Below are 13,650 nucleotides of genomic sequence, written 5' to 3' on the forward strand. Positions count from 1 at the left end.
GGGCCAGGCCTCTTTTCTCCGCCTTTGCCCTAGCATTCGATCAGGTCGAGGTGAGGCTGATGAGTTTCAAGATCGCTATCATCGGTGCGGGAAGCGTCGGGTTCACCAAGAAGCTCTTCACCGACATTTTGTGCGTTCCTGAATTCAGGGATGTCGAATTCGCATTGACCGATCTCAGCGAGCGCAACCTCCAGATGATCAAGTCGATCCTCGACAGGGTCGTCGAATTCAACAGGCTGCCGACCAAGGTTACGGCAACGACAGACCGCCGTGCTGCCCTCGAGGGCGCCCGCTACATTATCAGCTGCGTTCGCGTCGGCGGTCTCGAAGCCTATGCGGACGATATCCGCATTCCCTTGAAGTATGGCATCGACCAGTGCGTCGGCGACACGATCTGCGCCGGCGGCATCCTCTATGGCCAGCGCAACATTCCGGTAATCCTCGATTTCTGCAAGGATATCCTCGAAGTCGCCGAGCCTGGGGCGAAATTCCTGAACTACGCCAATCCGATGGCTATGAACACCTGGGCGGCGATCGAATATGGCAGGGTCGATACCGTCGGCCTCTGCCACGGCGTCCAGCATGGCGCCGACCAGATCGCCGAAGTGCTCGGCGCCAAGTCGCGCACCGAGCTCGACTACGTCTGCTCCGGCATCAATCACCAGACCTGGTTCATCGACCTGCGTCTCAACGGCCGCAAGATCGGTAAGGACGAGCTGGTTGCCGCCTTCGAGGCGCATCCGGTCTATTCGCAGCAGGAAAAGCTGCGCATCGATGTCCTGAAGCGCTTCGGCGTCTATTCGACCGAAAGCAACGGCCATCTTTCCGAATACCTGCCCTGGTATCGCAAGCGGCCGGACGAAATCACCCGCTGGATCGACATGTCCGACTGGATCCACGGCGAGACCGGCGGCTACCTTCGTTATTCGACCGAAACACGCAACTGGTTCGAAACGGAGTTCCCGCAATTTCTGGAATCCGCCGCCAGGCCGATAGACCCCGCCAAGCGCTCCAACGAGCATGCCAGCCACATTCTCGAGGCGCTGGAGACGAACCGCGTTTATCGCGGCCATTTCAACGTCAAGAACAACGGCATCATCACCAACCTGCCGCAGGACGCGATCGTCGAGTCGCCCGGCTTCGTCGACCGCTTCGGTATCAACATGGCCTCCGGCATCACGCTGCCGGAGGCCTGCGCCGCCACTTGCATTTCCTCCATCAACGTCCAGCGCATGTCGGTTCATGCGGCGATCTCCGGCGATATCGACCTGCTGAAGCTCGCGGTCCTGCACGACCCGCTGGTCGGCGCGGTTTCGACGCCGGAAGAGGTTTGGCAAATGGTGGACGAAATGGTCGTCGCCCAGGCTCGCTGGCTGCCGCAATATGCCGATGCGGTGCCGGCCGCGAAGGAACGGCTTTCGAAATCCAGGATCAAGACCCGCGAATGGGCCGGTGCGGCAAGGCGCGACGTCCGTTCGATCGAGGAATTGCGTGCGGAAAAAACGGCTCTCAAGCAGGCCGTGTGAATTTCACCGGGTGGATCGCGGCGAGCTTTCGGGAGAATTTTCCGCACCCGTCTGTACATTCGTTCGAGGAGAAATGGAGCGCGTCAACGCGCTCCTGAACAAACAGGGAGGAGAGACGATGAGGAATTTTCGAAACATTGGCATTCTCGCCGGGCTGGCGCTTAGCGTCTCGGCCTCGGCGCTGAACGCGTATGCATCCGAGCCGACCGTGCCGCCGGTGCCCGCGCAATTCCCCGCCGAGGGAAAGATCAAATACGTCGCGCGCGACTCCATCCTGGAATTCAAGGCACTGCCGGAATATCACGAATCGGATTGGGTCACCGAGAAATACGTCAAGGCGGGCAAGCTGCCGCCGGTCAAGGACCGTTTGCCTAAGGAGCCGCTGGTCTTCAAGACCGGCAACATGCCGGATGGCATCGGCGTTTACGGCGATACGATGCGCCATGTCATCGGCGGCCGGCCGGAAGGCTGGAATTATGGCGCCGGCCAGACGCAAGGCTGGGGCGGCATCGACATCGGCCTTTCCGAATGCCTGACGCGCACCGCGCCGCTTTTCCAGGTCGAGGCCAAGGACACGGAGCCGCTGCCGAACCTCGCCAGGAGTTGGGACTGGTCCAAGGACGGCCACACGCTGACGATGCATCTGGTCGAGGGCGCGAAATGGTCGGACGGCGTTCCATTCAACGCCGACGATGTGATGTTCTATTGGGACGACGAGGTGATCGACCCCAATGTGTCGCCGCTGAACGGCGCGACGCAGGAGACCTTCGGCGTCGGCACGACGTTGAAGAAAATCGACGACTACACCGTCGAGTGGACGTTCAAGGACGCCTTTCCGAAACAATACCTTTACGCCATGGCTTACGGCACCTTCTGTCCGGGCCCGTCGCATATCCTCAAGCCGCAGCATCCGAAATATTCGAAGAACACCTACGAGCAGTTCAAGAACGCGTTCCCGCCGGAATATATGAACATGCCGGTGATGGGTGCCTGGGTGCCGGTGGCATACCGCCCCGACGACATCATCGTCATGCGTCGCAATCCGTACTATTGGAAGGTCGACGAGAAGGGCAACCAACTGCCGTATCTCAATGAACTGCACTACAAATTGTCGACCTGGGCCGACCGCGACGTTCAGGCCGTCGCGGGAGCCGGCGACTTCTCCAATCTGGAGCAGCCGGAGAACTTCGTTGCCTCGCTGAAGCGCGCGGCGCAAAAGGACGCACCGGCACGGCTTGCGTTCGGCGCGCGGCTGATCGGCTATAATCTGCGCATGAATTTCTCAGCCAATGGCTGGGGCAACCCCGACGAGCGCGGACAGGCGATACGCGAGCTGAACCGCAACGAGGATTTCCGCAAGGGCGTCACCATGGCGCTGAACCGCAAGGCGCTCGGCGACTCGCTGGTCAAGGGTCCGTTCACTGCCATCTATCCGGGCGGCTTATCCTCGGGCACGAGCTTCTACGACCGGAAGTCGACGGTCTACTACCCCTTCGATCTCGAAGGCGCCAAGGCGGAACTCGCCAAGGCAGGCCTGAAAGACACGGACGGCGACGGCTTCGTCAATTTTCCTGCAGGTACCGCCGGCGGCAAGAATGTCGAGATCGTGATGCTCGTCAACAACGACTACACTACCGACAAGAGCCTTGCCGAAGGTGTAGTCGCCCAGATGGAAAAGCTAGGGCTTCGGATCGTGCTCAACGGACTCAACGGCACCCAGCGCGATGCCTCGCAATACTCCGGCCGCTTCGACTGGCTGGTACGGCGCAACGATCAGGAGCTGACTTCCGTCGTCCAGAATACCGATCAACTGGCCCCGGTCGGTCCACGAACCAGTTGGGACCATCGTGCGCCGGAAAACGGCGAGGTCGATATGATGCCTTTCGAGAAGGACCTCGTCGACATCGTCAACAAATTTGTCTCGTCCGCGGACAATGACGAGCGCGCCAGCCTGATGAGAGAGTTCCAGAAGATCTCGACCGAGCACGTCTACAATGTCGGCCTGACGGAATATCCCGGCGCGCTGATCATCAACAAACGCTTCTCCAACATCCCGCAGGGCACGCCGATCTTCATGTTCAACTGGGCCGAGGATTCGATTGTCCGCGAGCGGGTCTTTGTCGCTGCCGACAAGCAGGCCAAATACGAGCTGTTCCCCGAAGAGCTTCCCGGCAAGCCCGGAGACAAGGGCCCGATGAACTAGGTTTACCTCCCCTGACTGAGAACTCCGGCCGCGCCAGTTGGCGCGGCCGGACAAAGCAAACCTCCGTACGCTCAAAGAGAGCGACCGGCTAGACAAGGAAGCGGACCGACCGATGTTGCGATTCCTGCTCACGCGCATAGCGTCGGCGATCCCGGTCCTCGCCATTCTGAGCCTGGTCACCTTCGCCATCATCCAGGCGCCGCCGGGCGACTATGCCGACTACATCCGCTCGCAGTTGATCAATCAGGGCGGGGCCTCATTCGCCGAGGCCGACGCGCAGGCCAAGGCCTATCGGATAGAACACGGTCTCGATAAGCCGCTGCCCGTCCAGTATCTCAACTGGATCGGCGGCATCATCACCCGCGGCGATTTCGGCTACAGCCTCTATTACAATAAGCCGGTGGCCGATGTGGTGGGCGAGCGCCTGCCGCGCACGCTGCTCCTGGCGCTGGTGTGCCATCTGCTGGCATCGGTCCTCGGTATCACCTTCGGCATCTGGGCGGCGACCAGGCAGTACAGCTGGATCGACAGTACGCTGTCAGCGATTTCCTTCCTCGGCATGACGGTGCCGCGCTTCCTGATGGCGCTGATCATCGTTTATTTGCTGGTCTTCCAATTCAACGTCTCCGAGATCGGCAGCTTCTTCTCGCCGCAATTTGGCGGGGCGCCGTGGTCCTGGGCGAAGTTCGTCGATCTCGTCCGGCATGTCTGGCCGGTTGTCGCCATCGCCACCTTCGGCGGGCTCGCCTACAACATGCGGGTGATGCGCGGCAATCTGCTCGACACGCTGAATGCGCAATATGTCGAAACCGCTCGCGCCAAGGGCCTTAGCGGCGGTGCGGTCGTGATGCGCCATGCGGTGCCCAATGCGCTGCATCCGCTGGTCATGTATCAGGGCGTGGTGCTGCCCTATATGCTGACCGGCGAGATCGAGACCGCGATCATCTTTGCCCTGCCGACCGTCGGCCCGGCGATCGTTGGCTCGATGGCGGTGGGCGACGTCTATGTCACGGCGACATTCATGATGGTGCTGTCGGCGACGCTGATCGTCGGCAACATCATCGCCGACATGCTGCTCGTCATGCTCGATCCGCGCGTGCGCCAATATGCAGGGTCCTGAGATGCTTGCTTTCGAGCCCTCGCTGCCGCCAATTGCCGAGGAACCGGCCAAGATCAAGCCGCGCGGCAATGAGAGTTACATCGCACTCGTCTGGCGCCGCCTGAAACGGTCCTGGACCGGCATGGCCGGGCTCATCCTGGTCGCGTTTCTGGTGCTGCTGGCGGTGTTTGCCGACTTCTTCGCACCGATGGATCCCAAGGTGACCGATGTCGGCTTCGCCCCGCCGCAGATGATGAGCTTCCATGACAAGGACGGCAACTTCGTCTTCCAGCCACGCGTCTATGCCCTGGCGGATTCGGAAGACCTCGACCCGGTCACCTTCCAACCCGTCGTCGGGCCGGACTACGACCATCCGCGGCTGCTCGGCTTCTTCGTCAAGGGAGCGGAGTACAAACTGCTCGGCCTGCTTCCCGCGAACCGGCACTTCTTCGGCTCGACCGACGGCCAGCCGGTGCACTTCCTTGGCACCGACAAATTCGGTCGCGATGTGCTGGCTCGTGCGATCTATGGTTCGCGCATCTCGTTGATGATCGCATTGACCGTGGTCTTCATCGTCACCGTGATCGGCACGACGGTCGGCATGGTGTCGGGCTATTTCGGCGGCACATTCGACGTCTGGGTCCAGCGCTTCGTCGAACTGGTGCTCGCGTTTCCGCAATTGCCGCTTTATCTGGCGCTGACCTCGCTGGTTCCGGTGACGGCGCCGACGAATGTTTTCCTGGCCTTCGTGATTGTTGTCATGTCGGCACTCGGCTGGGCGCAGATGTCGCGCGAAGTGCGCGGCAAGACCCTGGCACTGGCGCGGATCGACTACGTTCGTGCGGCGATGGCGGTCGGCGCCACAGATGGCCGCATCATCATGCAACACATTTTTCCGAACGTGATGAGCCACGTGATCGTTGCGGTCACGTTGGCAATCCCCAGCGTGGTCCTGCTCGAATCCTTCCTCGGTTTTCTCGGCTTCGCGGTGAAGCCGCCGCTGATCTCCTGGGGCCTGATGCTGCAAGACACCGCGACCTATTCGGTCATCGGCACTTATCCCTGGATCCTTTCGCCGGTCGGCTTCGTGCTTGTCACCGTCTTCGCGTTCAACGCGCTTGGGGATGGACTGCGCGATGCGGTCGATCCTTATTGAGCATGACATGATGCAACACGCGCTCGTCAAATCCTTCGCACCGCCTGTCCGGCTCGACCATGACGGCCGTTCGGAAAACCCGGTCATTGATGCCCGCAACATCGCCGTCGATTTCAAGGTCGAACACGGCATGATCGTAGCCGTCAAGGACATCTCGTTCCAGCTCTATCGCGGCGAGACGATCGCCATTGTCGGCGAGTCGGGATCGGGCAAGTCGGTGACGGCGCGCACCGTCATGGGACTGTTGTCGAAGCGCGCAGTCGTGTCGCCGAAATCGACTGTCGAATACAACGGGGCGAACATCCTGAAATTTTCCGAGCGTGCGCGGCGCAAACTGCGCGGCGACCGCATCTCGATGATCTTTCAGGAGCCGATGAGTTCGCTCAACCCGATCTACACGATCGGCAGCCAGATCGTCGAGGCGATACGGGTGCATCGCAAGATGAGCCGCAGGCAGGCCGAAGCAAGGGCGCTCGAGCTGCTGCAGCAGGTGCAAATCCCTGAACCCCAAGCGCGGCTGAAACAATACCCGCACCAGCTTTCCGGCGGTCAGCGCCAGCGTGTAATGATCGCCATGGCGCTGGCCAACGATCCCGATGTGCTGATCGCCGATGAGCCGACGACGGCGCTCGACGTCACGGTTCAGGCGCAGATCCTCAATCTCATCCGAAACCTGCAGAAGAAACTGCGCATGGCGGTGATCCTGATCACGCACGACCTGACCGTGGTGCGGCAGTTCTCCGACTATGTCTACGTCATGCAGCATGGGGAGATGCGCGAGCACAATGTGACGGAGAAGCTGTTCGCCAATCCGCAGCATCCCTACACCTGTCACCTGCTTGCCTCCGAGCCGCGCGGCCAGGCAAATCCGTTGCCGGAAGGCGCCGACGTTATTCTTGAGGCTAGGAATGTGCGCGTCTCCTTCATGCTGCGGCATGGCACGTTCATGAGGCCGGACCTGCGCGAACTCGTCGCCGTCGACAGCCTCAGCCTGACCCTTCGGCGGCACGAGACGCTGGGTCTCGTTGGCGAATCCGGATCGGGCAAGACCACCTTCGGCGAGGCGTTGCTCAGGCTCAACACCACGGACAGCGGCGAGATCTATTTCGATGGCCAGCCGATCCATGGCTGTTCGCGCGCGCAGATGCGGCCGTTGCGGTCGCGCATGCAGGTCGTCTTCCAGGATCCGTTCTCGTCGCTCAACCCGCGCATGACGATCGGCCAGATCATCGAGGAAGGGCTGGTCGTCAACCGCATGGGCGCCACCAGGAACGATCGGATCGAGCGGGTGCGCGAGGCGCTGATCAGCGCCGGCATGCCCGGCGATATCCTCTCGCGCTTCCCGCACGAGTTTTCCGGCGGCCAGCGCCAGCGTATTGCGATTGCCCGCGCCGTCGCGCTCGAACCGGAATTCATCGTACTCGACGAGCCAACATCGGCGCTGGATCTCTCGGTCCAGGCGCAGATCATCGAATTGCTGCGCAAGCTGCAGCGCGAACGGGGCCTGAGCTACATCTTCATCTCGCACGACCTCAAGGTCGTGCGGGCGCTGTGCCACCGCGTCATCGTCATGCAGCACGGCAAGATCGTCGAAGAGGGGCCGGTCGACGAAGTCCTGTCCCATCCCAAGACCGCTTACACCGAACGGCTGGTCAAAGCCGCTTTCGAGGTAGCCTAATTGCTTATGCCGGAGGTTGTTGTGGCAAGAAATCCCAAGGTCGCTTTCATCGGAGCTGGCTCGACGGTGTTCATGAGGAACATCGTCGGCGACATATTGCAGCGTCCGGCTTTATCCGGCGCGACGATCGCGCTGATGGACATCAATCCGCAACGGCTCGAGGAAAGCGCAATCGTCGTCGGCAAGCTGATCTCGACGCTTGGCGTAAAGGCCAAAGCCGAAACCTATTCGGACCAGCGCAAGGCGCTGGCGGGCGCCGATTTCGTCGTCGTCGCCTTCCAGATCGGCGGCTACGAGCCCTGCACGGTGACCGATTTCGAAATTCCGAAGAAATACGGGCTGCGCCAGACCATCGCCGATACGCTCGGTGTCGGCGGTATCATGCGAGGGTTGAGAACCGTGCCGCATCTCTGGAAGATCTGCGAGGACATGCTCGCGGTCTGCCCGCAGGCGATCATGCTGCAATATGTCAACCCGATGGCGATCAACACCTGGGCGATCGCGGAGAAATACCCCGACATCAAGCAGGTCGGCCTCTGCCATTCGGTGCAAGGCACGGCAATGGAGCTGGCGCATGATCTCGACATTCCCTGCGAGGAGATTCGCTACCGCTCGGCCGGCATCAATCACATGGCCTTCTACCTGAAGTTCGAGCATCGCCAGCCGGACGGCTCCTACCGCAATCTCTATCCGGATCTGCTGCGCGCCTACAGCGAAGGGCGGGCGCCGAAGCCTGGATGGAATCCGCGCTGCCCGAACAAGGTGCGCTACGAGATGCTGAAGCGCCTCGGTTACTTCGTCACCGAGAGCTCCGAACATTTCGCGGAATACACGCCCTATTTCATCAAGGACGGGCGCGAGGATCTGATCGAGAAATTCGGTATCCCGCTCGACGAATACCCGAAGCGCTGCATCGAGCAGATCGAACGCTGGAAGGGGCAAGCGGAAGCCTATCGCTCGGCTGACAAGATCGAAGTGGAGCAGTCGAAGGAATATGCGTCCTCGATCATGAACTCGGTCTGGACCGGCGAGCCGTCGGTGATCTACGGCAACGTCCGCAACAATGGCTGCATCACGACATTGCCGTATAATTGCGCGGCCGAGGTGCCATGCCTCGTCGACGCCTCCGGCATTCAACCCACGTTCATTGGCGACCTGCCGGTGCAGCTCACCGCGCTGATCCGCACCAATATCAACGTCCAGGAGCTGACGGTCCAAGCGCTGATGACCGAGAACCGCGAGCACATCTATCACGCGGCGATGATGGACCCGCACACGGCGGCCGAGCTCGACCTCGACCAGATATGGTCGCTGGTCGATGATTTGCTGGTTGCGCATGGCGATTGGCTGCCGGCCTGGGCGCGTGGAGCGCGCAGCGTTCGGGCGGCCTGAGGCGCAGGGCTGTCTGTTTCACTCACCTATGCCGACCATAGGGCCGGCTTTGAAAGCGGAGCGGCGTTGCCGGCAGATGTTTCGAAATCAAAGAGTTTCTGCGTTACGAGAGCAGCCGCTCCCCTTGCCCAGGAATTGTCCTCCCAGTCCAGCAGCATTGGTGGTGCCGCGCGAAAGGTATTTTTCCCAAGCGTCAGCCGCATTGGGCCAAACAGCGCATCGCCAAACGACACGGCTTCACCGCCGACGACAATGACCTCCGGGTCGGTGATGTTGACAAGATTGGCGAGATGCCGGCCGATGCCATGTCCGGCTTCTTCGAGAATGGCGACGGCTCGCGGTTCGCGGTCTGCCAAGGCTGCCATAAGGCTGACTTTGCTATCCGTTTCGTTGTGCCCGGTGGCTTCGCGCCAGGTGCGCAGGATCGCCGGCTCGGCGTAATAGGCCATCAAGCAGCCGCGTTTTCCGCACTCGCAAAGGCGGCCGTTCTCCTCATAAGAGCTGTGGCCGAACTTGCCGGCGGCACCGTTCGCGCCGCGATAGAGTTTGCCATCGAAGACGAGCGCGCAGCCGATTCCGACGCCGATCGCCAGCACGGCCATATTGCGGTGCTGGCGTCCGAGGCCGAAGAGTTGCTGGGCAATGGCATAGGCATTGGTGTCGTCCTCAAGCCACACGGGGACGTCTACCAGTTCGGCCAGCATCGGGCCAAGGGGAACGTTGTCCCAGTTGTAGCGATTGCTGCGGATACACACAGCCTTCTGGTTGTCTATGACGCCAGGCATTGAAATGCCGATCCCGGCAAGCTTGGCAGCGGGCCGATCGACAATCGAAATCAGCTCCGGCACCGCCTTGGCCAAGGTCGCTATGATATGGTCGGGATCGCTGTCCGAGAGCTTGACGCGCAGAGAGCCCAGCGGATTGGTCGCAAGATCGGTGACCACGCATTCGACCGATCCGACCATCAGCTTGAAACCTATGGCAAGGCCGTTGGCATAGTTGATATCCACCGGGATAGGGCGGCGCCCAGCCGAGCCCACGACTGTCTTGCCTTCGATCAGCAGGCCATCCTCGATGAGGTCGGCCACGACGAAGGTGACCGCTGCCGGACTAAGGCCGGTAACTGACGCTATGTCGGCCCGGCTGCGCGCTCCTTCCTGCCGCAAGAGATTGAGGATCAGTCTGCGGTTCATCGCCCGAGTCGTGCTCGGGTCACCCTTGAGCTTCACGGATCCGCTTTCTTAATTTTGTAAATTAATTATTGCCTCTCGAGAAAACGTATGCATAAGTTTGCCCGACTGTTCAACACCCGAACCGGGGGTCAGCGAAATTAATCCGGTTAGCAATATCACCGCGCTCTGAAGGAGCGGGCAAGCATATTCCCTTGCCCGGGAGGTGAGCGGTGCCGGTGAGAAGAACAACCGCGCCGGCCGGTGTGCCAGTAGAGAAATTGACAACACGGGAGGAGTAACAATGACGTTCAAGTGGATTGAAAAGCCGTCGACGCGGCGCAATTTCCTGAAGGGAGCTGGGGGCATTTCCGCTGGAGCCCTCGCGGGCTTCCCGATGCCGGCACTCAGCCAGTCGAGCGAAGTCACCATCATTTCAGACGAAAACAATGCCGATGCCCTGCGGATCTTGCGGCGCATTGCGGCCGACTTCGAGAAGCAGTCCGGCACCAAGGTTGTGATCAACAATATGGATCACGAGGCCCACAAGACCGCGATCCGCAACTACCTTGTCGCCGGGGCGCCGGATGTCTGCTTCTGGTTCTCCGGAAACCGCATGCGCGCCTTCGTCACCCGCGGCCTGTTCGACGACATTTCGGATCTGTTCGAGAAGGAAAAGTACAAGGACGTGCTGGGTGCCATGACCGGTGCCGTCACTGTCGACGGCAAGCAGTATGGCCTGCCGACTGGCGGCACGATGTGGGGCATGTTCTATCGCAAGGACGTCTTTGCCGAGCACGGACTGACGGTGCCGGCGACCTGGGACGAATTCCTGGCTTACGGCCAGAAGTCCAAGGCTGCCGGCCTTATTCCCGTCAGCATCGGCACCAAGGAACTCTGGCCGGCGGCCGGATGGTTCGACCAGATGAACCTGCGGATCAACGGTCTCGACAAGCACTTTGCCTTGATGAACGGCAAGATGGCTTACACCGACCCGGCGCTGACGCCTGTTTTCGACCACTGGGAAGAGCTGATCAAGCAGGGTTTCTTCACACCGGATCAGACGTCGTTCGGCTGGCAGGAGGCCGGCGCCTTCCTCGCCCAGAAGAAGGCCGGCATGATGAACCTCGGTGCCTTCGTGAAGGCTACTTTCCCTGAGCAGGATCTCGAGCAGCTGACATTCGCTCCTTTCCCGAAGATTGACGGCGCCCTCGACCGCTACGAAGAATTCTCGGTCAATTCGGTCCACATCCCGGCCAACGCCAAGAACAAGGCGGGTGCCCGCGAGTTCCTCGCCTTCTTCTACCAGCCGGAAAATTTCGGCCCTTATCTGGAACCTGGCGGCAACGTTCCGCCGCGCAACGACCTTCCGGCCAGCAAGGATCCGCTGGTCAACGCAGCCGTGGAAAGCCTGAAGACGGTGGCCGGCACATCGCAATATTACGACCGCGATACCGATCCCGACATGGCCCAGGCCGGCCTGGTCGGCTTCCAGGAATTCATGGCCAAGCCGGAGCGCCGGGACGCCATTCTTCAGCGTCTCGAGGGAACCCGTCGCCGGATCTTCAAGATCTAGCGCCTCCCAGCGGAGGGGAGCGGGGTTCGTGCTCTGCTCCCCGATGCTTTCCGTGAATGAGGTCTCCCAAAATGACGAAGCTTTGGCGCCGCCATCGCTGGTGGCTGACACCGACACTTCTGATTCTGCCCGCCGCTGTGCTGTTTTCCGTCGTCATTCTGGCATCTGCGGTCGAGAGCCTATGGATCAGCCTGCACGAATGGGACGGCTTCAGCCCGATGGTCTGGATCGGCCTCGGCAACTACCGCGAACTGTTCGCCGACCCGCAGTTCTATGTTTCGCTGAAGAACAATCTGATCTGGTTGGTGATGTTCATGCTGGCGCCGCCGCTCGGCCTCGCCATCGCGCTGCTCGTCAACCAGAAAATCCGCGGCATGCGCCTGCTCAAATCGCTGTTCTTCATTCCGCTGGTGCTGGCTTCGGTTGCCGTCGGCGTGGTCTTCACCTGGGTCTATACGCCGGAATTCGGACTTCTCGCCCTGATCTTCCGCACCTTCGGCGCGACCGCCCCGGCAGTGCTGTCGGATGAAAATTTCGTCACCTTCGCCGTCGTGATCGCAGCGTTGTGGCCGCAGATCGCCTTCTGCATGGTGCTCTATCTCGCCGGCCTCAACAATCTCAGCGAGGACCTGATCGGCGCCGGGCGGGTCGACGGCGCCAGGGGCTGGAACATGCTGCGCCACATCGTGTTGCCGCAGCTGACGCAGGTCACCTTTATCGCCATCGCCGTCACTGTCGTCGGCGCACTGCGTTCCTTCGACATGGTCTCGGTGATGACCAGCGGCGGCCCCTTCGGTTCGTCCGAGGTGCTTGCCTATCAGATGTTCGAGCAGTCCATATTTTCCTACCGCTTCGGCTATGGCGCGGCCATTGCCTCGGTGCTGTTCGTGATCATGGCGGTCTTCATCGCCTGGTACCTGACGCGGATGATCCGCGCCGATGAAAGAGGCGGCTGATGTTTCCCCGCCCGATTCCCGAGATTGCTATTTGGCAGCGTGGCCTCTATGTCGTGCTGGTGGTCGGCATCCTGATTGTCTGGCTGGCGCCGCTCTTTGCCATCATCCTTACCTCGTTCCGCTCTACGCAGGATGTCATGGGCGGCAATCTGTGGGGCTGGCCGACCCAATTCGGCCTGGTCGACAACTACACGGCGGTCTTCACCCAGACGCCGATGGCCCGCTACTTCCTCAACAGCCTGACGATCACCATCCCCTCGGTGATCGGCGTTCTCATCTTGAGCACGCTCGCCGGGTTCGTGCTCGCCCGTTACCGTTTTCGCGGCAACATGCTCGTCTTCGCCCTGTTCGTCGGCGGAAACTTCCTGCCGCACCAGATCATGATGATCCCGGTGCGCGATCTCATGGTGCGGCTCAACCTCTACGACACGATGGCCGCCCTGATCATCTTCCACATCGCCTTCCAGACCGGGTTTGCGACACTGTTCATGCGCAACTTCATCGCCGCGTTGCCGGGAGAACTGTTTCAGGCCGCCAGGGCCGAGGGCGCGACACCGTTTCAGACATTGGTACATGTCGTGGTGCCGCTGGTGCGGCCGGCTCTTGCGGCGCTGGCGATCCTGCTCTTCACCTTCATCTGGAACGATTATTTCTGGGCGGTCGTGCTCACCATCAGCGATACCGTCAAACCGGTAACCGCCGGCCTGGCCAACCTGCGCGGCGAATGGGTTTCGGCCTGGAACTTGATCTCGGCCGGAACCATCGTTGTGGCTTTGCCGCCGGTTGCCATGTTCTTCCTAATGCAGAAGCACTTCATCACCGGCCTCACCATGGGAGCGGTCAAGGGATGAGCGACCATGGCTTCAAGGCGTCGCCCCGATCCGAAACTCATTTC

General features: G+C 60.9%; 10 protein-coding genes. 9 read left to right on the plus strand and 1 reads right to left on the minus strand.

The window, feature by feature from the left end:
* The first annotated feature begins 59 nt into the window (after nt 1-59).
* The 6 genes from NKK47_RS10250 (at nt 60) to NKK47_RS10275 (ending at nt 9,054) form a co-directional block, all read left to right on the plus strand.
* Complete coding sequence (locus NKK47_RS10250; RefSeq protein WP_352449637.1) at nt 60-1,526, plus strand: alpha-glucosidase/alpha-galactosidase; 1,467 nt, start codon at nt 60-62, stop codon at nt 1,524-1,526.
* Between the two features lie 118 nt (nt 1,527-1,644).
* Complete coding sequence (locus tag NKK47_RS10255; RefSeq protein ID WP_352576424.1) at nt 1,645-3,729, plus strand: ABC transporter substrate-binding protein; 2,085 nt, start codon at nt 1,645-1,647, stop codon at nt 3,727-3,729.
* Between the two features lie 112 nt (nt 3,730-3,841).
* Nucleotides 3,842-4,849 (plus strand): ABC transporter permease, encoded by a 1,008-nt coding sequence (locus tag NKK47_RS10260; RefSeq protein ID WP_031211897.1) that lies wholly within the window; start codon nt 3,842-3,844, stop codon nt 4,847-4,849.
* Between the two features lies 1 nt (nt 4,850).
* Entirely contained in the window at nt 4,851-5,984 is a 1,134-nt protein-coding gene (locus tag NKK47_RS10265; RefSeq protein ID WP_352576427.1) for an ABC transporter permease, read from the plus strand.
* Between the two features lie 10 nt (nt 5,985-5,994).
* The gene (locus NKK47_RS10270; RefSeq protein WP_352569193.1) at nt 5,995-7,662 is read left to right on the plus strand and encodes an ABC transporter ATP-binding protein; all 1,668 of its coding nucleotides are present in this window, start codon (nt 5,995-5,997) and stop codon (nt 7,660-7,662) included.
* A 21-nt stretch (nt 7,663-7,683) separates the two neighbouring features.
* Nucleotides 7,684-9,054, plus strand: a complete 1,371-nt coding sequence (locus NKK47_RS10275) for an alpha-glucosidase/alpha-galactosidase (RefSeq protein WP_352569053.1) — start codon at nt 7,684-7,686, stop codon at nt 9,052-9,054.
* Nucleotides 9,055-9,080: 26 nt separating this feature from the next.
* On the opposite strand, the gene NKK47_RS10280 is transcribed toward NKK47_RS10275, so the two are convergent.
* Nucleotides 9,081-10,283 (minus strand): ROK family transcriptional regulator, encoded by a 1,203-nt coding sequence (locus tag NKK47_RS10280; RefSeq protein WP_352569054.1) that lies wholly within the window; start codon nt 10,281-10,283, stop codon nt 9,081-9,083.
* A gap of 244 nt (nt 10,284-10,527) precedes the next feature.
* Between NKK47_RS10280 and NKK47_RS10285 the strand changes: the two genes are divergently transcribed.
* The 3 genes from NKK47_RS10285 (at nt 10,528) to NKK47_RS10295 (ending at nt 13,606) form a co-directional block, all read left to right on the plus strand.
* A complete protein-coding gene (locus NKK47_RS10285) occupies nt 10,528-11,799 on the plus strand; it encodes an ABC transporter substrate-binding protein (protein ID WP_352576428.1) in 1,272 nt (423 codons plus the stop codon).
* A 71-nt stretch (nt 11,800-11,870) separates the two neighbouring features.
* Nucleotides 11,871-12,755, plus strand: coding sequence for a carbohydrate ABC transporter permease (locus tag NKK47_RS10290; RefSeq protein ID WP_023677182.1), 885 nt, complete (start codon nt 11,871-11,873; stop codon nt 12,753-12,755).
* On the plus strand, nt 12,755-13,606 hold the full coding sequence (locus NKK47_RS10295) for a carbohydrate ABC transporter permease (protein WP_352576430.1): 852 nt from the start codon (nt 12,755-12,757) through the stop codon (nt 13,604-13,606). The genes NKK47_RS10290 and NKK47_RS10295 overlap by 1 nt, the downstream gene beginning before the upstream one ends.
* Nucleotides 13,607-13,650: the final 44 nt, after the last annotated feature.

It is taken from the genome of Mesorhizobium sp. M0019 (assembly GCF_040323975.1).
In the GTDB taxonomy this organism is placed as follows: Bacteria; Pseudomonadota; Alphaproteobacteria; order Rhizobiales; family Rhizobiaceae; genus Mesorhizobium.